Origin of the sequence: Ammoniphilus sp. YIM 78166 (assembly GCF_004522215.1) — a bacterium.
Lineage (GTDB): Bacteria > Bacillota > Bacilli > Aneurinibacillales > RAOX-1 > YIM-78166.
The window spans coordinates 49745-71062 of the sequence record NZ_SDLR01000001.1 but is presented as its reverse complement, the minus strand read 5'-3'; the positions used below and the strand labels follow the sequence as shown (position 1 = coordinate 71062).

The following is a 21318-nucleotide window of genomic DNA, read 5'->3' as shown; positions in this document are numbered from 1 at the left end:
TAGAAAGAGTGATATATCATGTTGTGGATTATTTTATTGTCTGTTTTGTCCCTTATCCTCTTCTATGCTTATCAAAACACAAAGCAGGTTGTATTTACTCGAATTACACTGCCTATTAAAAAAGCATGGAACGGGGATCTGAAAGTATTACATCTGTCCGACCTTCATATGGAAAACCTCTCCGTCAGCCCTGAAAAGCTATATAATGACCTAAAAGACGAACATATTGATTTGATTGCTTTGACTGGTGATTATCTGGATCGGGCAAGAAGCATCCCTAAGTTCATGGAATATATCCGAGTTCTAAAAAAACTACCGACTACGCACGGTATCTACGCTGTTTTTGGGAATCATGATTATGTTCTTAAAGATAACGATTTCGACCGTATGAAAAAGGCCATGATAGAGGAAGGTATTCATGTCCTTGTAAACGAAAATCGAGTTATCGAACACGCTGGAAAACTCATCCATATCGTTGGTATAGATGATCACAGCACAAAACGCAGCGATATTGCGAAAGCCTACCATAACGTCAACGATGGGGCTGTTCTCGTACTAACTCACGACCCTAACATCGTACTAAAGATGAATGATTACCATTATGATTATTTGCTTAGCGGTCATTTTCACGGAGGCCAAATTCTCTACCCCAAGCCTTATCACCTAGCTAAAATGGGGAAGCTACCTCGTATGAATATTATTAAAGGATTGCACTACCATGATAAAAAAGCCTTCTACATTAGCGAAGGCCTTGGGCAAACGGGTTTTAATATTCGCTTAAGATCACGCCCTGAAATTACTCTTCATACTCTAACTGCCGGAGAATAGCCTTGAACTGCTTTTGGGTTCAAGGCTTTTTTCAATGGAATTATCCACCATCATGATTCCCTCACAAAATACCCATGATATCCTTAAGAACTAAAATCTTGAGGTGAATGCTATGTGGATCCGCTACTTCTTGTCCTTCTCCCTTGTTGCTTTCTTATTTGCTTTAGCCGTAACTCCTTTTTTGGATGTACCTCCTACTCCACAAGAGGGACCCGACATTCAGAGAATCAACTACATTGGCCAAGTACACCAAACGGTAGAAACCTTAAATCACAGTCCACATATCCTGACGATTCACCATAACGCGCACGACAAGAGTCATGCCGTGCAACGAGAAGTTACCGTCAAATTTAAGCAGCACCCGTCAGATCAGCAAATCAAACAGATTCTAGGCGATATCGACGGTAAGCAAAAACGAAATTGGGACCCTTATCATATCTTTAAGTCCTCTACAAAAAGCACGGAAGAACTCATGCGTTATTTCCAAGCCAGACGGGATATCGTCGACTTTGTAGAGCCTAACTTTTTACTGTTGCCTAATAAATTGCCAAATGATCCTTTATACACCCGATACCAATGGAATCTGCCGTTAATTAAAGCAGAACAGGCTTGGGAAATTACCCCAGGTCGAGAAGATATCGTCATTGCTGTAGTCGATACCGGAGTGGATCTCAATCACCAGGATTTTCAAGACAAGCTTGTAAAGGGCTTTAACGTATTGAGTGGTGACAGTAATGCCCAGGATGACAATGGACATGGAACCCACGTCGCAGGGATCATTGCAGCGAGAACCAATAATACGGTAGGAATTGCGGGTGTGAACTGGCATAGCAAAATCATGCCAATTAAAGCGATGACACCGGAAGGCACAGGTTCCTCTTTTGACATTGCCAAGGGTATTCAGTGGGCAACTGATCATGGTGCCAATGTGATTAACTTAAGTGTAGGAAATTATCATCACTCCGCCATGCTGCAGGAAGCTGTACGCTATGCCTACAATAAGGGAGTCGTTCTCGTCGCGGCCTCTGGCAATGACAATACCAATCAATCCAGTTATCCCGCAGCCTATCCAGAGGTCATTAGTGTGTCAGCCGTTGACTCAAGGGCGAATAGAGCGAACTTCTCAAACTATGGCAATTATGTGGAAGTAGCTGCCCCAGGAGTCGATATTCCTAGCACTTACCTAAACAACGAGTATGCGGCTCTCTCCGGTACCTCCATGGCCTGTCCTCATGTGGCTGGACTTGCTGGGCTGATTCTTTCCGTGAGCCCTGATCTTAGTGTAGAAGAAGTTAGAAAGATCATACGCACCTCATCTCAGGATGTAGGACCTAAAGGCTGGGATCCCCATTATGGCCATGGGATGATCAACATTGCCCGTGCTCTTGAAATGGTTACAACACCAGCCCAACCAAATAAACCACACGTAGAACAAACTCCGACCACGGAGAAGTGGGGACAACGTTTCTTATCCCGATTTAGGTTCGGCCCTTTCCAGGATCGGTTTAGCTAAAAATTCCACAAAAAAAGAAAGCAACCTACATGGTTGCTTTCTTTTGGCTGTTCATTTTTTTCATGGTGATATAATCTGTTTCATAATACTGTAACTCATCACGAAGGTATTCAAAAGTCTTAGATAAAGATAACGTAAGTTCTCTTAGCTCTGGTGTTACTTCTTTACGGAAAATGATGGCATCTCGACCCGTATAGCTATGGCGCCCGTCCTCTTCGTATACTTCCCCCTTAGGGTAGTAGAAGAGATTTACGCAAGTATGATAAAGATGATACAAAGCTTCCTCAGCAAATTCCTTATTGAACTCAGATCTGCGCAAGCACACGGCAATATTTTCATAAACCTTTTCACAATGTACTAATAAGCTTCTTAAATCAGACAAATAGGCTTTGTAATACAAGCCATATTCTTCTTGACTCCCGCTTCTGTTCACTAGATCCTGCAATGTGGTTGAATTGAGGAAATTCTCAATGTCCAAAGCCGCCTTCTTAAGACGGTGATAAGATTCTTCACAAAGTTCTCTTACTTGAATCCCAGGCATTGTATACCCTCCAACTTTTGATTTATATCTATTCTAGCAAATTCATCACCTTTTAAGAAGAGGAAAATACACTCAATAAAAATGTCTGATTTTTCAATCCAAAACAATTGGACCTGATCTCCATATTGATCGAGGTCCGTTCCTGGATTATTAAACCGCTTTTCCTTTACTAGGAAGCAGCTTATTAATTCGTTGTGCAAGAGCAAAATCTCTTCCTGTTAATCCCCCAACATCCTGAGTAGTCAAGAGTAGAGATACTTTATTATGCCGTAAAACAATATCCGGATGATGGTTCAATTCCTCTGCATGCTCCGCTACTTGATTGATAAAAGAAATGGCTTCCTTAAAACCTTCGAATTCGAACGTTCTTTCAATTTCATTTTGATTCAGCTTCCAACCTGGAATTTTAGGCATATTGAAAGTGATTTGCTCTTTTGAAAGTCTAGACATGCGGTTAGCTCCTTTCATTTTCACAAGGTTTCCCATTTCTTCATAGCAAATAAGGGAGTGAGCCTTACTTTCCGACACTCCTCACGCTATATAGTATGAATATTTTGATTCACGACTACAAATTCCTCTTCCTATTTTTTGTAATCGCATACATTTTTTTGATCATTGAAAAGGTCTTATCTTTTCGTTTTGCCAAACCAAAAGATAAGACCCCACACCACTCTCTGTGCTAACTTAATTTAGGCCACTGGACGGAAAATCCGGAATGAAGAGCATCCACTTCAGCAACCAGTGTCTTGACTATATCTGTGGCACTCTCAATGGATTGTATCAGACCTACGCCCTGCCCACAATTCAGCCACCCGTCTTCTAAGTTTCCTTCTATCGCAGCCACTCGGTTATTCACCCCTCGAATATAAGGAAGCATCTCTTCAATGGATGGGCTTGTCTTCTCCAGTGAAAGTATTTGGTCTACAAATGCTCCTTTTAGTACACGGGTTACGCGGCCAATGCTCCTCTCCATCACAACGGTAGCATCGTCATGTGAATTCACTAGTGCTTGCTTATACGCCTCGTGAGCTTGACACTCTAGGGTTGCCACAAATCGTGTCCCTAACTGAACCCCTTCTGCTCCTAAAACCATGGCAGCGAGAATCCCTCTTCCGTCAGCGATTCCCCCCGCTGCAATTACAGGAATTCGGACAGCTTTACTTACCTGAGGAATGAGGGAAAACAGCGTCATCTCAGCCGGTCCATTATGGCCTCCTGCTTCAAATCCCTCACAGACCACAAGGTCCGCTCCAGCTTGCTCCGCCTTGAGGGAGTGAGTAACCGTGGAGGTTAGCACCATGACAGTAAGGCCCGCTTCCTTAAAAATCGGTATGTATGGCTTAGGATTACCTGCTGATATGCTCACAGCAGCGATATGCTCCTTATGATCTAGGATGGCTTGTACATAGCCTGTATTATCCGAATGCTCACTAATGGGAAGATTCACCCCAAAAGGTTTATCTGTTGCTTCTGCTGCAATCTGAATTTGACGACGAAAATCTTCAACAGATCGACCGGCCGATCCCACTACTCCAAGTCCTCCACCATTTGACACTGCTGCAGCTAAGGTTCCATTCCCCACATAGGCGAGACCGCCCTGAATAATAGGATACTCAATGCCCAACATCTCGCAAATCCTGTTTCCACCCATCGCACACACTCCTAATCCCTTTTCTATATCGAAGTATACAGCTGTTCCTTAAGCCAATTAGAAGATTGACTCTCCCACTTCTCGATAAATAGTGCTAAGCGGTGGTTAGTCTCCAGGATGTTCTGCTTGTTGTGCATGAGAGTCTCGATTCCTTCTATATTACCTACTTCAAACATCTCAATGACCTGCTTGTCCAAGCCTTGAACTTTGTCATTTCTAAGCTTAATGATCTGACGGAGCCGATCAAACCGCTTAGCAAGGAAAACGTCCGTATCCACGGGCTTCTATTCCTCCAGTTTTAAGACAGCTCGTCCACAATATCTTTAATCTTTTCTAATACTTTTTCATTTTTTTCCTTTTCCGATAGCAAAGACTTGATGGCATCTAAATTGTTAGCTGTGAAATGAGAAAGAACCTCCTCTTTCATCTCCGTAGAACGCTTTTCTAACTTGATAAGTGCACCCATTAAATCTTCAACTACCTGGTCTACCACCGTTTTTTCTCCAGTCTCTTGTACCAACTCTAAAGTTTCTTGATTCATGGCTGCCGCCACCTCCATATATGATGTATGATTATCATCCAATAAACTGTCAAGAACAACACTTTGTTCAGCGTTTTCCTCTATGACAGGCTGGAAGTCTTGTCGTAACGTAATTCTGTCCCCTAGGATCTCAAATCGATCATCGAGTTCAGGAAGAAAGATACACTTTTTCTTCGTCATTCCCATTCTCATCTGCATAACATAAGGAACGTCTTTATTCAGGATTTCCTTCGTCTCCTTGCTCTCAATAAAAGCAAGGATCTCATCATTTGCTATTTCCCACTCGCTTAGTATCCAACGGTGATCGGATAGCTGAGAAAAACGGTGGTCGCCTTGTAAACCTAAGCGTTCAAAATTAAAGCTCCAGGAAATAAGATTAAAGCTTCTCAGCTTGCGAAGGATCTGCTCTTCCGTCAACGGACCTCCAGCTTCCTGAAAGATACGCCAAACATTCTGCGAGAGAGCCTGCGTTTCTTGTACATATTCAATTATGGCGCGAGAATTCCCTTCTCGAAAAGGTGTGGATGGTTGATCCAATGCAGATTGTATCGTTTGCTCTGCCCATTCACCTTGCACGTCAGAAGCGCTTAACAACCTCTGGGAAATCTCATCACGGGAAAGAGACCTCTCCCCTAATCTAAATACTTTCTTAATTAAGCTGATGGGTGTATAAATGTGTTTAGCCAATGGTGTCATTACCCCCCTTTGAACTCTCAAAAATTGGTATATTTATACTATACCATGACTCCCAAGCTTTGTCTCATATTTTCATAGTTTTTTCTGTCACATTCTTTTCAAAACTATAGAAAAAAGATACATTGTTAAGAATAGGTTTTTGAGCTAAACTAAGAATGTTAAATTTCTCATCGAAAGGTATGATGATATGTTTTCGAACATCGGCGTACCAGGGTTAATACTCATCCTTATTATTGCATTGGTCATTTTCGGTCCGAGCAAGCTGCCGGAATTAGGACGTGCCGTTGGACGTACGTTAAAGGAATTCAAGGATTCCACAAAGGGAATTATGGATGATGAAGACAAGAAAGAAGAGCCTAAGCTGATAAAGTAATAATAAGAGAAGGCTGAACCACGCTGTTAACGTGGTTCAGCCTTTTTTTACGAGGGTAAATGGCATCAATCCGTACGTCGTCCCTCCCCACTCGCACCCTACACGTAAACAAAACATAAAATATTAGGGTTGTGATGTGACAAAGGGGTGACTATGTTGACCTATCGGTTTAAGTTTCGGGATCGCATTCCTAAAAAAGACAATAAATTCTTGCTCCGCTTAATCAAACGAAACCTTGGTCATTATCCTTCCGCACAAGGGTTAAGTGACAAGCGAATTTTGGAGATTATGAACGGATATTCAAGGGTAGTGATGCTTACAACAACAAGAGGAAAGAGAATTGGATTTCTTAGCTGGACGGAAAAAAAACCGATCTTATTTCTAGAACTCTGTGTACTCTCAGAACAATACCAAGGAAAAGGAATCGCTTCTCACTATCTCCACACTCTAGAACAGTATGCTATCGAAAGGAATTTTACAACCATGCAATTTTATGTAGATAAAGTTAACACTGAAGCTTATGAACTCTACCGTCGCTTCGGCTTTATCCCTCTTCCCACTCCCCCTTATGCTCCTACCATCCTCATGCAAAAAAGGCTGATGTGAGCTTAATCACATCATGTTTGACTGTTTTTTACTATACTCAACTCATGTGAATTTAAGCACAGGCGGTGAACAACATGTCTCAATCCTCATTTCAAACACCCTTCCATGAGTTGGGCGGAGTAGAGACCATTAAAAGATTGGTCGAAGCCTTTTACACTAAGGTCATACAGGATCCCGATCTTAGTCCCTTGTTTCCAGAAGGGATCGAGGAAATCAAAAACAAACAAACCCTCTTTTTAACTCAATTTCTTGGTGGGCCCACGGCTTATAGCGATATCTATGGTCCTCCTGCAATGAGAGCAAGACATCTTCGATTTGAAGTCACACCTCAACGGGCAAAAGCGTGGTTAAACTGCATGGAAGCCGCGATGGAGGAAATCAACATAGAATCCAACTTGCGCGAAACCATTTTCATTCGCTTGACACAAGTCGCTTTTCAGATGGTTAATAGTCCTGACACGAATAAAAGGTAGCCTCTCCGGCTACCTTTTTACGTATCACATTAAGTAAGGCTTATTTGGCTGGTATCTCATCATCGCTTCAATTTCTATCAGTATTTTCTCAATTTCTGCAATATCATCCTTATAGATCTGACTTAAATAACTGTTTCCTTTTAAATGACGTTGAGTTTGTTCCAGCCGATATTGCAGATCTATTACCCTTAAATCCATTCCTAAAACCTCCATGGTGTTCAAATTCCATTTCACGATTAACTTTATTCTCCCGAATGCGTCTTTATGCTTAGGAAATCGCAGAATTTTAAAGGCTAGAGCCAACTTTTAAAATCAGACCATGTTTTCTGCAAATATACATTTCCTTTGACGAATTGGGAAGGGTATAATGAACCTATACAACCATTTTCACGTGATGGGAGGATGATTCCTATGAGGATGAAGAGCTTGCAATACCTATTGTCACTTGCTCAGGAAAGAGAGTATGATGTAAAACAAATGCTTAGTGAGTTAGGAACTAAAACTAAGCCCGCTGAGGATGAGAGAATATTAGAATATCAAGAAGAGCTTGACACCATACAGCATACTCTCGAAGACCTAAAACTACAAATCAGAAAAGGCAGAGATTAACAAATCACCCTTTTTACGCTCTGTTTTAATGAAGGAATACGAAAAAGAGGGGCTCCCCAGAGAGCCCCTCTACTGTTGTTTTCGTAGTTTTCAACTTCTAACCCTGGACTAGTGACCATTGCTTCTTTACTTCCTTATTCTACGGTTTTGGTTGGTAGGTTCCGTTAATCCAACGGTACATATCATCATAGATTTGTCTAGCTAGCGGCTGACTGCTCTTGGAGGCTTGAACGAGAACTTTTGACCCTCCCAAGTAATAGGCGTTACTTGCGTGCGTGTGAAGATTAAACTCTGCCCCTTTATTAAGCTGCTCATAAAACAAGTCATAATAGTAGCGATTCAATAAAATATTGTCGTCCATCTCCAGCTCAATTCCAAGATGGTTTTTTTCAGCTATACGTGCAATATTCTCCATCCGCTTCGCTGGTGGCGTATCCTTGACATAAAAGTTGGGTTGAAGAAACACATAGTCAAACCCATACGTGGACCAATGCTCGTAACCGTGAGAGCCGAAATAAGGAATCCACATCAACTTATGTCCGTCCTCGTGTACTAGATTAGCAACTAGCTGCACAAGCTCTTTCTCGTATGGAATCCGATCATCCATCGTCTCTTGGAACCAGTAAATTCCTACTAATTCCAAATGGGAAAACGAGGTCTCTTCCCAACTTCTCATTAATTCCTGGTAATACCACTTAACTGCAGCCGCACGATCTTTCACCGAAGCCTCGGGAGATACGGAGGTATGAGAAAAGTTTAAAGGAACTTCTGAATCATCTAGTTGCCCGAATTGCTCTTGTTTAGAATCTGGGTAAGGCAGTGTAAGAACGACCTTCGGCTTATATCCTAGTGTAGACTCCTTTTCCGACACCATTTTGCTTGCCTCGTTTAAGGCGTCCAGCTGTTGTCCCTTCTTAAACAGATCGTCCAAATAACCCTCCCATTCTTTTTTTGTATTCATGAGACCCGGATAAGGGAGGAATAGAAAAGCATCAAACATTCGTCCTTGAATATTTCCCACTCGATCGACATAAGAAGTCATCGGAATAAAATCCTCTTTTCCCCAAATGCCTTTTGCTCCATGCCCACCCGTATAAACAAGAGCCAAATCGTCTAGACCCTCAATCTTCATATACCCTTGGTCAGTGATAGGTACATCTGAAGCATGACCTAGAACGGTCGGTCTTGACAAAGTGGATAAAGGTTCTTCTTTTAGAACAAGCTTACGGGCAAAAACCCAGACATCTACTGGGAACTCTAGCTTCACATACCTCATATACGTAGGGTTAAAGGTTAGACCGTACCTCCGATTCAACACACTGGATTCGGAAGAGAGAGTATAGGGCTTAACCTGCCCTAATTTATACCACTTTTGACCGTCAGTGGAAACCGTGACATGAAGGTACTTAGGGAGAACAATACTTGCCCCCTTATTTTGATTGAATTCCAGGGAAACTTCACTTAACACCCGATTCGTTCCAAGATCTATCTTGATCTCACGGCCCTCTTGCCGAAAGAAGCCTGTCCAGGAATCACTATTCGAGAGAAGGCCATCGATTGGACCAGGGTACATTTTGTACTCTGTTTGTTTAAACATCTCATCCGGTTCATCTTGTTTAACTGTATAGGTGATAGTCTGGTTAGCAGCCTGACCCTCCTTGGCCTGAACGGTTCCCATTAATACACTCATAACTAAGAGCCCTACGATCATCTTATGAAACATTTGATTTCCCCTCTGCTTTATTCTGTTATTTTTACCAGGATGAATTGCGTTTGATTACCTAGGGTTACGGATAAAAATCCCTTTCCGGGTTTCTTGGCAGTAAATAACCCAGAAGAGGTAATCGATCCAATGAAGGAATCATCCCATCCATAAACCGTAGTATAGGGGGATACCTTCTCTCTAAGAATATGAACCGTCGTTTGTTCCCCTACCTTAAGCTCAACGGTCATAGGGGATGCTGCCCAGTCCTTACTTTGGCCTAGCAGACTGTATTTCTCAAACAATAATTTGGCAAGGACAGCCATCTGTTCTCGAGTTACATGACTCTTCGGTGAAAAAGCACCCTGATTTCCCTGCATTATGCCCATACTACTGAGATAATCGACTGCTTCCCTAGCGTAAGAGGCTATGCTTGTACCATCCGTGAAAGTGATGCTTGAAAGGGATAAGGATGGTTGCAACCCCGCTTCAATGGCCTTATAGAGGACAACAGCTGCATCCTCACGGGTAATAGGCAGCTCCCCATGAAACTGCCCATCTACTCCCTTGATTACGTCCAATTGATTTAAGGCCTCAACGTAGCCATAAGACCAATCCGTAGAAGGGATATCATCAAAAGATGAAGTTTCTAAGAACAAGGGCTGCAGTCCAATTGCCTTAGCTATAACAACGGCAAACTGCTTACGGGTTACTTTCTCCTTAGGCGCAAAACGTTCCGAAGTTAACCCACTTAGGACACCTTCTTTGGCTAAATACCTAATGGACTCCTTAGCATAGGAGTGCTCAATATCTGTAAATGAAGCTGAAGCAATAGAAGAAGTACCCCCTATTATACTTACAGCCAACAATCCACTTATCCATTTTTTGTTAAACATATCCACTAGACCTCCATGCGATTCGAGTAATGCATAAAGCAGGATAATTATAGCTTATTATGCACCATATGGTACCATTACCTGGGTAAAGTTAATCAGGATGACCCATTCACTGGTCGCCTAACCTTTTTGCGCAGAAAAGAAAAAGTAAAATAAATACGAAGATCGGACAATTAATTAAAAACGACACCCATAATATAATAACGGGTGTCGTTTATGAGAGACAGTTAACATCGTCATTTTTCTGAGAATCATTGTGAGCACGGGGTAAGAAAACTTCTACGGTCGTCCCTTTTTCTAGATCGGTATGAAACTGTATTTTTCCATTATGATTTTCAACAATCCGATTACAAACGAGTAAACCGAGACCTGACCCTTTCTCCTTCGTAGAATAAAAAGGTTGTCCTAGTTGGGCGAGTCGATCTTCTGGTATCCCACACCCCTCATCTTGAATACGTACAGACACATATTCTGAATCAACTTCAATTCCAATTCTGACTGTCCCGCCATTAGGCATGGCTTCAAAGGCATTTTTCATTAAGTTAATTAATACCTGCTTAATGTGGTTAGGCTCACACCATATCGTAGATCCTGAGTCCAATACACCCCATTCAAGCTGGATATTGCACATATTGGCTTGCATCTCCATGAACTTGATCGTTGATTGTATGAGGTCTATAAGCTCGATTTCTCTGAACTGTGTATTGCTTTTGGTTAAACTTAAAAACTCACTCACGATAAAATTGATGCGGTCAAGCTCCTCTAACATGATCTGAATATGGGAAGGAGAGATCTCACTTTTTTGTTGGGCAAGCTGCAGAAATCCTTTGAGCGTTGTTAAGGGATTGCGTACTTCATGAGCCATGCTTGCCGCCAGTTGACCTACGACTGAAAGGGTTTCTGACTTCCGTAGGAGCTCTTCTGTTTGCTTTAGGGGGGTAATGTCTACGCAAGAAGCAACGATTTCTACCACTTTACCCTTTCTTTTAATGGACCGGAGTGAAGCTAAATAGGTTATACCATTAACAGTCCCTTCATAATAAGTAAGTTCTTCGCCCTGCCACGCCCGTTCATAATATTCTGTTTTATAACGCGCAAGTTCTAAGGGTAAGAATGACTCTAGGGGTTGGCCCACGACATCATGGGGGGTTAATCCCAATCTATACAAAAGCTCGCCATCACAAAGCGTATGAATAAATTGGCCATTCACTTTTTTTGCCTTAAACGTCATTCCCTGTTGTTCTTTTATTGTGGTATTGAGTTGCTCTTGGGCCTTTATTAGCTCCTCTTTCGTTTTTCTATAGTTAAGGATATCCTGTATATGGCCTACTAATTTCCGCCAAAAGGATTTAAGCATTAAAACATCTCCATCCTGCACGATAAATTAATCGGGTCTAAAGTCCCACTACAATCCTTTTAAACCTGCCAAAATTTGCTAAAACTCGATTATAATCTACCAACAAAGGTTATTAACATAAAAATATTTTGACAGAATTCTAAACTTTAAACAGAGTCTAAAGTCCTAGACAAGTATTTAATTTTTTCAGATGTCCTTGTAGGAATACATTCATTGAGCCGTCCGGTCACACTTGGGGTCACAATTAGGTCGTTCTAGGTCATTTTTAACCGTATTAGACAGGTTTACTCCGGAAACAAAAAAAGTCCCCGAAGCCCTTGCTATTGCTGACTTTATCAGCATATATCAAGGTCTCCGAGGCGGAAGTAGGAAATGAAATGGATTTACTACAAAACAACTATAACATATCCAAGTAATCCAGGACAGGATCATCGCTCGACAGTTTTCTACAGTTTTTTCGTTATAGACAGACGGAGTAAATGTGTGTATATTTATATTATCTAAAGTATATTTATTCACAAGAATACTAAGCCCGAAAGGGAGGTTCTATACATGATCATACGTCAGGCCACCATTAAGGATTTAGATCCGATGGTTGAACTTATTACGATGTACGCTGAAAAAGGAATGATGCTTCCACGCTCGAAGCTTAGCTTGTGCGAATCCCTTACCTGTTTTTCTGTTGTAGAGGCCGATGACGGTTCTATCATTGGAGTAGGAGGCCTTCACATACTATGGGAAGACCTTGCAGAAATACGCTCCCTCGTTGTTGCCCCCAACTCTGCTGGTAAAGGGATCGGAAAAATGTTAGTACAGCATTTATGTGATCGCGCACGTGAGCTTGCAATCAAAAAAGTAATGGCTCTCACTTATCAAGAAAAGTTTTTTGACAGCTGTGGATTCCAGGTCGTATCTAAAGAGACGCTGCCTCATAAGGTTTGGAAGGATTGTATTAACTGCTCTAAGTTCCCTGCCTGTGATGAGATTGCCGTTATTAAGGAAGTCATTCCTAGTCTTATCGCTTCATAATTATGTAAGAGACTGTTTCCCGACTTGGTGGGGAAACAGTCTCTTTTAATTGAGAACTACCCTTGCAGATCTAAATAGATGGAATTTGTTCAACTATTATTATAAATGTTATCTTAATTTGGTAAATAGGTGGAGGAATGTCAATTAAACCTTCCAAAGATGATTATAAACGGTGGAAATTGAACAATAGGTGGAATTTATCCAACTAACGTGGTGTCACTTACCCCTTTTTTATCAAATAGTTGAACTTTATCCATCTAAATTTATCCGCTCAGCTCCTCTCCTCTTCTCCCCCCGACAAAACCCAAAAGGTGTCCCACATCGGGACACCTTCACTATTTCTTATTCAACATATTCTTCAACGTACCTAGGACTTTATTATCGACTAAGTCTTCTGCTTTTTTCAATACGTCCTGGACGGTTTCTAGCAGGTCTGCTTCTCCGTTCCAATGCTCAAGTAGAATATGCTTATCCACTTCATTCATAATTCGACTTAAAGCATAAGCAGCTAAGACAATATCATCAATGAATCCAATAGGTCCGAGAAGGGCCTCTGGCATAAGGTCAATCGGAGAAATAAAATAGGCAACTACAACGCCCGCGAGGGCTTTGGGTTTCAAGGGTACCCGCTTGTCCTGCAGTAAACGCGCAAACAGTACAAATAGATCCGGGGCTAGCAGAATATATTGGGCGGCTGCATCCGACTTGTCCCCTGTCTGCTTCTTCAAGAACTCCTCGACCTTTTTCCTTAGTTTATCGTAAAAACGCTCATGCTCTTTCTCCAGAACAATTAGCTGTGTCTCTTCTGCTTGATCTTGAGGCTGTTCCGTTGTTTCTACTTGTCTCCATTCACCTTCAACCGAGCTTTTCTTATCCCATTTATTCACTGTTTTGCCTCCATCCTGATACTGTCAGTTTCCTCTATTTTACAACAAGTTAGAGGGAAGGCAAATAATGCTTACCCGAGAACCGCACGATCGCTTGCAAACTTTTCTCCGCGTAGACGCTCAAACTCTTTAAGCAAACGCTCAATCGTTAACGACTTCTTCTGGTCTGGATCCACGTCTAGGATGATCGTTCCCTTATCCATCATAATCAGGCGATTTCCAAGGTCGATCGCTTGCTGCATGTTATGCGTTACCATCAGCGTGGTAAGCCCAGAATTTTCTACAATTTCTTTGGTGAGGTTGGTAATCAAAGCCGCCCGTGCAGGGTCCAAGGCTGCGGTATGCTCGTCGAGCAATAAGACCTTAGGCTGTGTGAAGGTGGCCATTAACAAGCTCAAGGCTTGTCTTTCCCCACCTGACAATAATCCTACCTTGGCAGTTAGACGACTTTCCAATCCAAGATGCAGACTTTCCAAGTGTTTACGGAACAATTCTCTTCTTTCTTTATTTACACCGACTCTCAATCCGCGTGGCTTATTTCGGGAATAAGCCATGGCCAGATTTTCTTCGATCGTCATCGATGGCGCAGTTCCCGCCATCGGATCTTGGAAAACACGACCAATGAGTGGGGCGCGTTGATGTTCCTTCAGCTGGTTAACAATAGCCCCATCAATTTCAACAGAACCCTCGTCTGGTTGCATTACACCCGAAATAATGTTCATCAAGGTCGACTTACCTGCACCATTGCTTCCGATGATCGTGACGAAGTCGCCTTTTTTCAGATCCAGGTTAACATGCCCTAAAGCAATTTTTTCATCGACTGTGCCTTCGTTAAAGATTTTGTTAATATGCTTTAGTCTAAGCATTATGTTCTCTCCCCTCTGTATGAGGTGCGTTTGCCGACTCGATTCTTTGTTTGCGTCTAGCTGCTTTTCTCTTTTTCTCTTTCATATTGGAAATGATTTTTGGTGTAATCAAGGCAATAATAACAATAAGTGCCGTCATAAGCTTCATGTCTGATGGACTCAAACCTACTCGTAGCGCTAGTGCAACCACTAATCGGTAAATAATAGCCCCACCAATAACCGCTAGTGTTGCTCTCTTAATCGAACGATCTCCAAAGATAGCTTCACCAATGATAACAGATGCCAGTCCAACAATGATCATACCGATCCCCATCGATACATCAGAAAAGCCTTGGTATTGAGCCATAAGAGCACCCGAAAGTGCTACAAGCCCATTGGATAAAGCTAGACCAATAATAATGGTGTTATCGGTGTTCGTAGAGAAACTACGGATCATGCGAGGGTTATCCCCTGTTGCACGAAGTGCTAATCCGACTTCTGTATCTAAGAACCAATCCACGACAAGCTTAATCACGATTACTAAAAAGGCAACCATAATCAAGGTGGAATACTTAGCGAACGATTGACCAAAAGCACTCGTGAAGGAGCCAATCTGAGACATCAAGGTCTCTTCACCGAGCAATCCGATATTGGCTTTTCCCATTATTCTAAGATTAATAGAATAAAGAGCGATCATGGAAAGAATCCCCGCTAACAGCGCATTGATCTTTCCTTTTGTATGAAGAATTCCCGTCATACTTCCAAATAAAAATCCAGCAAGCATCGCTACAACAGTCGCCAGCAAGGGAGAATAGCCATTAATGATCATCACGGCTGCTACCGAGCCGCCGGTTGTGAAGCTTCCATCAACCGTTAAGTCTGGAAAATCTAAAATTCTAAACGTAAGGTATACACCTAATGCCATAAGAGCAAAAATGATACCTGATTCAACGGAGCCTAGTATTGCTGGACCCATGATGCTAATACCCCCTCATCTTCTCTCTGAAACACTAAAAATTATTATAATATAATTTAAGTAATAGTTTAAGTGTAAATTTTTAAGACGGCAATGCTTTTTAGCTGTTCTCCCATAAAGTGGAGCAGCAGGAAAGAAAAAAAGGATTCCCAGCAAGCGGGAATCCTATCCAATATATGTTATTTTTCTGTTTTTTCAATGAATACAGGGTTGTACTTCTCAATCACCGGCATCAGCTTTTCCAAGTCGATCCCTTCGTTAGCTGCAGCTTCTTTGTTGACAGCCAAGCTTATTTCAGCGGGGAATTGTACGGCCAAGTCCCCCGTCTTAGCTTCGCCTTTTAACACTTTAACCGCCATTTTGCCTGTATCATACCCTAAGTCAAAATAATCCACGCCAAAGCCTGCAAAGCCCCCGTTCTTAACGGAATCCATTTCTCCTACAAACATCGGTACTTTATTATCTTCAGCCACTTTCACAATCGCCTTCAGAGCGGCTACAGCCGTATTGTCCTTAGGAACATAGATTACATCAGCTCGTCCAACGAGAGATTCAGCGGCTTGCTTCACTTCTGTGGCATTGCTGGCGTTAACCTCCACTGCCTTAAGCCCAAGCTCAGCTAAAGCGTTTTTCGCATTATCGACGTTCACAACCGAGTTGGCTTCTCCTGAATTGTAAATAATCCCAACAGTCTTCACATCCGGAAACAATTCAGGAATAACTCCCATGGCTCGCTTGATCGCTTCTGGGTGCGTGTCCGAATAACCCGTTACATTTTTGCCTGGTTTCTCTATATTATCCACCAGCTTTGCTTTAAGCGGATCGGTGATCGCTGTGAAAAACACAGGTATATCTGTACCTTCCGTTGTTTTTACAATGGATTGGGCACTTGGGGTGGAAATGGCTAGAATCGCATCCTTCTTATCACTGGCAAACTTCTGGGCGATGGTATTTACTGTACTGGGATCCCCTTGAGCGGATTGGAAGTCAATCACAATAGTTTCCCCATCTATGTATCCGTTGTCCTTCAAGGCAGCGATAAACCCTTCTCTCGCCGCATCCAAGGCAGGATGTTCAATAATTTGGGTGATTCCTATTTTTAATTTTTCCTGAGCGGCCGGTGCCGGTGCTTCTGTCTTAGCGGATTCCGCTGGAGCATTCGTTGTTTGGGCACCACCACAAGCGGTCAATAATAGACATGAAAGCAAGCCAAGTTGTTTGAACCATTGTTTTTTCATCTTATGTTCCCCCATCTGTCTTTTTAAAATTTTTATAACCTTTATAAAACTATGGTTATTATACATCATCACACACACGCTTTAAAGTACAAAAATATTAAATCACAAAAAAAATTACCTTATTCTTCAACAAGGTAATTCTTAAATGTCATTTATGATTCTTTTGGCTGGTAAACCAGACGCGGCATCGATATTATTTTTCCAAGGGTTACATAATCCGTTCCCGCTAATCGGCCAATAGGCGCTAGCTTCTGGGTATCGATCTTCCCGTCCCCAAGATAGAGGGAATCATCCACATGAATCTGTACAATCTCGCCAATGATGAGATCCGAATTAGGTCCATTCCCTAGCTCCAGATGCTGATGGAGACGGCATTCAAAATGAACACGAGCCTCCGCTATTCGCGGAACCCCGACCACTTTACTTGGGCTTGTGGTCAAGCCGGCTTCCGTCACTTCGCTAATCTCTGGTGGATAGTCGCAAGCCGTGTGATTGACTTTTTCGACATTATGCTCATCGACGACATTAATGACAAATTCCTGCTGTTCAAGAATATTACGAGCGGTATCTTTTTGTATTCCTCCGGGCTTTTTCATGACGGTAACCGCAATCATGGGAGGGTCTGTTGCCACGACATTAAAAAAACTAAACGGAGCAGCGTTTAATACACCATCTTTTCCTTGAGAAGTAATAAACGCGATCGGACGCGGCAAAACGCCTCCGATTAGCAGCTTATAGTTCTCCGCGCGTTTGTTTTGACTCGGATTAATCTCCACTTGCGTTCACTCTCCCTTTGCTAATTTATCTAGTAAATCCTTCATATCTTTTGGCAAGCCAGCTTCAAACGAAAGCTCTTCGCCGGTTCGGGGATGAGGAAAGGACAGATAGCGCGCGTGCAGAGCTTGCCTTCCCATCTCCTCCCTACTGCCTCCATACATGTCGTCCCCCATGAGGGGATGACCGATATGACTCATATGTACACGAATTTGATGGGTCCTTCCTGTTTCTAGCTTGAGTTTAATATAGGTTGCTCTAGCAAAGCGTTTCAGTACTTCAAAATGGGTGACGGCTTCTTGTCCATCCTCACGGACTTCTCTTTCCACAATGGATTCTCCTTTACGGGCAATCGGAGCGGAAATCGTTCCTGTATCACGGTCGAGGTGGCCATGAACCACCGACTCATAATAACGAATGATTAAGTGCTTACGCTGAACAATCGCAAGCTGCTGGTGGGCAAACTGGTTTTTCGCTACTATTAATAACCCTGTTGTATCTTTATCTAATCGATTCACCGCTCGAAACTTTCGGTTAAACCCTTGATCCTGCCAGTATTTGACTACTCCATTGGCTAAGGTTCCACTCGGATGCAGCAACGTAGGATGTACACATTGGCCGTACGTTTTATTTAGAACCATCAAATCCTCATCCTCAAACACAATATCTAAGGTAATATCTTCGGGTATGATATTCTCGGACTCTTCCTCATTCATAACTATAGTAATGATATCCCCTGCTTGAAGGGGATGATCGAGATAAGTAAAGTTTCCATTGAGAAAAATAGCCTTTTCCTTTTTTAACTTTACAAGCAACGTTCGGGAGAGTCCTTTTTTATTTCGCAAAAATTGCTTCATGGTAAGTCCGTGGTCTTCTTCTGTGATGCGGTAGGTCAGACTGCCCATCCCTACTCCCCTTTCGTTACAATGTCCTGGTTAAAAAAACCGTAGCTTTTCATATGGCTAAACCAACTCTCCACTGCCGGACTCTCCCGCTTCTCACGGTGAACGACGGCATAAGCGGTTCGCTTAGGAGGTTTCTTGCTGCCTAACAGAGGGATTTCTACTAGTTCTCTTGCCCGTACTCGATGCTCGGCACAAGATTTCGTCACAAGAGAGATCCCTAATTGTTCCGAAACCAAAGATAAAGCCAAGGAGGCTTGGTCCACTTGGATGCGAGGCAAGTAATTGGGAGAAAGAATCTCTTCCATCCATTCTTGGAAGGGGGAACCCCAATTAATATATATAAAAGATAGCTCCGACAGCTGCTCTGGATAAACTCCACCCAACTCGACAGCGGGGTGATCCGGATGAGCGACCAAGATAATTTCATCCTCATAAAAAGGTGTGACTTCATATCCCGGAAGATGAGGCTGTAAAAAAACAAAGCCGACTTGAATTACACCGTCCATCAAGTATTGAATCATATCCGCCGAGTGGCCGGTCTTGGTGGAAAGTGCTACATGAGGGTACTGTACATAGAAATCCTTCAACACGGGGGACAACATGTACTTCCAAATCGAATCCAAGCTGCCTATGGCTAGCCGTTCGGAATAAGTCTCCATCGCTTTTAGTTTCTGCAAGCTTTCTTGGCGAAGCATTAGAATCCGTTCAGCATACGGAAGCAGGGAAAGTCCTGCGGGGGTAATCTCCACTTTACGGTTATTGCGGGTAAATAGAGGTCTGCCTACTGACCTCTCTAGGCTCTGAATGCGAGCGGTCACGGTGGATTGGACGAGATGGAGGGATTCTGCGGTCTTAGAGAAGCTTTTATTGTGCGCAAGAACCACAAAAGCCTGCAACTGCTCTATATCCATGAAACGAACTCCTACTATTCAAATTATCGATGATTGTAATCAATACTATTCGTTGTACAGCAATAAATTCCTCCCTTATCTTTAGAGTAGAATGATTCTGACAAAGAAGGTGTATTCTATGTTAATGAGGATTTGGGAGCTGTCTCCTCGAGGGATTAAGATTTTGTATTTCAGCTCTTTTCTGATGAATATGGGCTTTTATGCCTTGATTCCGTACCTTACTCTTTATTTGACGGGGAGCTTCGCTTGGTCGATGGCTATGGCTGGTGTTCTGCTCGGCGTCCGTCAGTTCTCACAACAGGGGCTTACGTTTATCGGAGGGATCTTTGCGGATCGATTCGGCTGTAAGCCCAGTTTAGTTATTGGCGTATTTATACGTTCCATTGGATTTATCAGCTTTGCCTTTTGCACAAATACCTGGCACTTTTTTATCGCTGCGATCATTTCAGGGCTGGGTGGTGCCCTGTTTGAGCCGTCTTTTCAAGCCGCCTTTGCTCGGCTGACGCCTGAAGAGCACCGGAAAACTCTATTCTCCTTTAAAAACGTGGTTACCAATATGGGAATTGTCGCTTCCACCTTAGTAGGGAGTGTGCTCAGTACCCTACCCTTTTCTTATCTAGCGCTTTCTGCAGGGTTAACTTATGTATTTATCGGTTTCTTATGTCTCTTCGCCCTGCCTTCATTGGAGGTTGAAATGTCGCAGGTAAGCTGGGCTCAGGATGTGAAGGAGATTATAAAAGATACACCATTCGTGATCTATACCATCATTTTAATTGGGTACTATTACCTCTATATGCAGCTGTTTTTAACCATTCCGAAGTTAGCCCAAACGTTAACAGGTCAATCCGAAAGCGTGGCTTATATTTATGCCGTGATCTCTGGGTCTGTAATCTTGCTTCAAATGCATGTGACAAAATGGCTGGAGAAATACCAGCAGCGCATGACGCTGATTGGGATCGGCTCCTTATTGATGGGAACTGGACTATTCCTATTTAGCTTCTCTACAACTCTTTGGGAACTCCTTATAAACTCCTTTATATTTGCGGTAGGAATTATGATTTCAGGTCCAGTCCTTATGGACATTGTTCCTATTCTTGCACCCAAACAAAAGCTGGCTTCTTATTATGGTTTTAATGGCTATTCTCTTGCTATCGGCGGAGCGCTTAGTACCAGTCTTGGAGGATGGATTTACGATCTTGGAGCTCAAATCAACTGGTCTGCCCTTCCTTGGTTCTGTTGCTTGTTCGTTTCTCTTGTCGTCACATGGAGCCTGCATCGCTTAGAGGGAAGACATAGCAAGCGGTTCTTAAGCGCATCCTAAAAACCCCCTATCCTAAGGAAGATGGGGGCGTTATTTCTTTCGTATCGTAGTCTAGCAAAGTAATCGATTGTACCTCAAACTCACCGTCTTCATCTTGAAGGCTCAGTTCGTAACACCTAAGCAGAGAAAAGTAAAGAGCGTAGCGAAAAGATACGGCAGGCAGAGTATATTGATAAACCTGGGGGTCTGGCGACAGTTTATTGATCACCTCAACCTCATAGCCCTGATAATGAAGGTTCGTCTGCATGGGTATGAGAAAACCCATGTGAATCAAAATGGAACCGATAGAAAACATACCATGATCATCATAATCAAAGGTATCATGATCGTGAAAAAGAAGCTCCCACATGTCCTCAGGCTGCAGCTTGTGGACATTTTGCGGTTTCTTCATCCTGATCACAGCCCCATCCTCATGAACAAAGTAAACAAAGCCTCGATAATGAAAAATAAGATCTTCATCATCTCGGTTTTCTGGAAATAAGATGTTTTGTTTAGGAAGCAGTAAGCGCCAAATATAAGCTGGCGTTCGATCAAGCAAGAGCATTGTTGTTCACCTCATGCTTCCATTGTTCACCATATTTTTCCCATTTATACGACGGTTTCACCGCATCCTGTGCTCATTCTGGCAATACCGGAATAAATAAAA

General features: G+C 42.6%; 25 protein-coding genes. 8 read left to right on the top strand and 17 right to left on the bottom strand.

Going from position 1 to position 21318, the window contains the following annotated elements:
• The first annotated feature begins 18 nt into the window (after nt 1–18).
• Nucleotides 19–828 carry a metallophosphoesterase gene (locus EIZ58_RS00345; RefSeq protein ID WP_370297585.1) on the top strand — a complete coding sequence of 270 codons (810 nt, stop codon included), beginning with the start codon at nt 19–21 and terminating at the stop codon, nt 826–828.
• A gap of 112 nt (nt 829–940) precedes the next feature.
• On the top strand, nt 941–2341 hold the full coding sequence (locus EIZ58_RS00340) for a S8 family peptidase (RefSeq protein WP_134698544.1): 1401 nt from the start codon (nt 941–943) through the stop codon (nt 2339–2341).
• 25 nt (nt 2342–2366) lie between these two features.
• Here the strand turns inward: EIZ58_RS00340 and EIZ58_RS00335 are convergent, their stop codons facing one another.
• The 5 genes from EIZ58_RS00335 to EIZ58_RS00315 all read right to left on the bottom strand — a co-directional run bounded on the left by EIZ58_RS00335 (nt 2367) and on the right by EIZ58_RS00315 (nt 5761).
• Nucleotides 2367–2882, bottom strand: a complete 516-nt coding sequence (locus EIZ58_RS00335; RefSeq protein ID WP_134698543.1) for a DUF3907 family protein — start codon at nt 2880–2882, stop codon at nt 2367–2369.
• 150 nt (nt 2883–3032) lie between these two features.
• The gene (locus tag EIZ58_RS00330) at nt 3033–3332 is read right to left on the bottom strand and encodes a 4a-hydroxytetrahydrobiopterin dehydratase (RefSeq protein WP_134698542.1); all 300 of its coding nucleotides are present in this window, start codon (nt 3330–3332) and stop codon (nt 3033–3035) included.
• Nucleotides 3333–3561: 229 nt separating this feature from the next.
• Nucleotides 3562–4533: an NAD(P)H-dependent flavin oxidoreductase gene (locus EIZ58_RS00325; protein WP_134698541.1), complete on the bottom strand. Its 972-nt coding sequence runs from the start codon at nt 4531–4533 to the stop codon at nt 3562–3564.
• A 23-nt stretch (nt 4534–4556) separates the two neighbouring features.
• Nucleotides 4557–4811 (bottom strand): hypothetical protein, encoded by a 255-nt coding sequence (locus tag EIZ58_RS00320; protein ID WP_134698540.1) that lies wholly within the window; start codon nt 4809–4811, stop codon nt 4557–4559.
• Nucleotides 4812–4831: 20 nt separating this feature from the next.
• Nucleotides 4832–5761 carry a hypothetical protein gene (locus tag EIZ58_RS00315; RefSeq protein WP_134698539.1) on the bottom strand — a complete coding sequence of 310 codons (930 nt, stop codon included), beginning with the start codon at nt 5759–5761 and terminating at the stop codon, nt 4832–4834.
• 196 nt (nt 5762–5957) lie between these two features.
• On the opposite strand from EIZ58_RS00315, the gene EIZ58_RS00310 reads away from it, so the two are divergent.
• From EIZ58_RS00310 to EIZ58_RS00300, 3 genes are all read left to right on the top strand, one after another.
• Complete coding sequence (locus EIZ58_RS00310; protein ID WP_134698538.1) at nt 5958–6143, top strand: twin-arginine translocase TatA/TatE family subunit; 186 nt, start codon at nt 5958–5960, stop codon at nt 6141–6143.
• A 156-nt stretch (nt 6144–6299) separates the two neighbouring features.
• On the top strand, nt 6300–6749 hold the full coding sequence (locus EIZ58_RS00305) for a GNAT family N-acetyltransferase (RefSeq protein WP_167577411.1): 450 nt from the start codon (nt 6300–6302) through the stop codon (nt 6747–6749).
• Between the two features lie 74 nt (nt 6750–6823).
• The gene (locus tag EIZ58_RS00300) at nt 6824–7222 is read left to right on the top strand and encodes a globin domain-containing protein (RefSeq protein WP_134698536.1); all 399 of its coding nucleotides are present in this window, start codon (nt 6824–6826) and stop codon (nt 7220–7222) included.
• A 24-nt stretch (nt 7223–7246) separates the two neighbouring features.
• Here the strand turns inward: EIZ58_RS00300 and EIZ58_RS32985 are convergent, their stop codons facing one another.
• Complete coding sequence (locus tag EIZ58_RS32985; RefSeq protein WP_167577410.1) at nt 7247–7420, bottom strand: hypothetical protein; 174 nt, start codon at nt 7418–7420, stop codon at nt 7247–7249.
• Between the two features lie 213 nt (nt 7421–7633).
• Between EIZ58_RS32985 and EIZ58_RS00295 the strand changes: the two genes are divergently transcribed.
• The gene (locus EIZ58_RS00295) at nt 7634–7831 is read left to right on the top strand and encodes a hypothetical protein (RefSeq protein ID WP_134698535.1); all 198 of its coding nucleotides are present in this window, start codon (nt 7634–7636) and stop codon (nt 7829–7831) included.
• Between the two features lie 139 nt (nt 7832–7970).
• Here the strand turns inward: EIZ58_RS00295 and EIZ58_RS00290 are convergent, their stop codons facing one another.
• The 3 genes from EIZ58_RS00290 to EIZ58_RS00280 form a co-directional block, all read right to left on the bottom strand.
• On the bottom strand, nt 7971–9554 hold the full coding sequence (locus tag EIZ58_RS00290; protein WP_134698534.1) for a DUF4855 domain-containing protein: 1584 nt from the start codon (nt 9552–9554) through the stop codon (nt 7971–7973).
• A 17-nt stretch (nt 9555–9571) separates the two neighbouring features.
• Nucleotides 9572–10429, bottom strand: a complete 858-nt coding sequence (locus EIZ58_RS00285; protein ID WP_134698533.1) for an S-layer homology domain-containing protein — start codon at nt 10427–10429, stop codon at nt 9572–9574.
• A gap of 214 nt (nt 10430–10643) precedes the next feature.
• Nucleotides 10644–11786, bottom strand: a complete 1143-nt coding sequence (locus EIZ58_RS00280) for an ATP-binding protein (protein ID WP_134698532.1) — start codon at nt 11784–11786, stop codon at nt 10644–10646.
• Nucleotides 11787–12338: 552 nt separating this feature from the next.
• Here EIZ58_RS00280 and EIZ58_RS00275 point away from each other — a divergent pair.
• Nucleotides 12339–12815: an N-acetyltransferase gene (locus EIZ58_RS00275; RefSeq protein WP_134698531.1), complete on the top strand. Its 477-nt coding sequence runs from the start codon at nt 12339–12341 to the stop codon at nt 12813–12815.
• A 335-nt stretch (nt 12816–13150) separates the two neighbouring features.
• Here the strand turns inward: EIZ58_RS00275 and EIZ58_RS00270 are convergent, their stop codons facing one another.
• The 7 genes from EIZ58_RS00270 to EIZ58_RS00240 form a co-directional block, all read right to left on the bottom strand.
• Nucleotides 13151–13702 carry a YkvA family protein gene (locus EIZ58_RS00270; protein WP_134698530.1) on the bottom strand — a complete coding sequence of 184 codons (552 nt, stop codon included), beginning with the start codon at nt 13700–13702 and terminating at the stop codon, nt 13151–13153.
• 71 nt (nt 13703–13773) lie between these two features.
• The gene (locus EIZ58_RS00265) at nt 13774–14568 is read right to left on the bottom strand and encodes an ABC transporter ATP-binding protein (RefSeq protein WP_134698529.1); all 795 of its coding nucleotides are present in this window, start codon (nt 14566–14568) and stop codon (nt 13774–13776) included.
• A complete protein-coding gene (locus tag EIZ58_RS00260; RefSeq protein ID WP_134698528.1) occupies nt 14561–15523 on the bottom strand; it encodes an ABC transporter permease in 963 nt (320 codons plus the stop codon). The genes EIZ58_RS00265 and EIZ58_RS00260 overlap by 8 nt, the downstream gene beginning before the upstream one ends.
• 179 nt (nt 15524–15702) lie before the next feature.
• The gene (locus EIZ58_RS00255; protein WP_134698527.1) at nt 15703–16761 is read right to left on the bottom strand and encodes an ABC transporter substrate-binding protein; all 1059 of its coding nucleotides are present in this window, start codon (nt 16759–16761) and stop codon (nt 15703–15705) included.
• Nucleotides 16762–16913: 152 nt separating this feature from the next.
• A complete protein-coding gene (locus tag EIZ58_RS00250; protein WP_134698526.1) occupies nt 16914–17537 on the bottom strand; it encodes a flavin reductase family protein in 624 nt (207 codons plus the stop codon).
• Nucleotides 17538–17543: 6 nt separating this feature from the next.
• Complete coding sequence (locus tag EIZ58_RS00245; protein ID WP_134698525.1) at nt 17544–18440, bottom strand: RluA family pseudouridine synthase; 897 nt, start codon at nt 18438–18440, stop codon at nt 17544–17546.
• Nucleotides 18441–18442: 2 nt separating this feature from the next.
• A complete protein-coding gene (locus EIZ58_RS00240; RefSeq protein ID WP_134698524.1) occupies nt 18443–19351 on the bottom strand; it encodes a LysR family transcriptional regulator in 909 nt (302 codons plus the stop codon).
• A 118-nt stretch (nt 19352–19469) separates the two neighbouring features.
• Between EIZ58_RS00240 and EIZ58_RS00235 the strand changes: the two genes are divergently transcribed.
• Nucleotides 19470–20672 (top strand): MDR family MFS transporter, encoded by a 1203-nt coding sequence (locus tag EIZ58_RS00235; protein ID WP_134698523.1) that lies wholly within the window; start codon nt 19470–19472, stop codon nt 20670–20672.
• A 7-nt stretch (nt 20673–20679) separates the two neighbouring features.
• Here the strand turns inward: EIZ58_RS00235 and EIZ58_RS00230 are convergent, their stop codons facing one another.
• The gene (locus EIZ58_RS00230) at nt 20680–21216 is read right to left on the bottom strand and encodes a hypothetical protein (RefSeq protein ID WP_134698522.1); all 537 of its coding nucleotides are present in this window, start codon (nt 21214–21216) and stop codon (nt 20680–20682) included.
• Nucleotides 21217–21318: the final 102 nt, after the last annotated feature.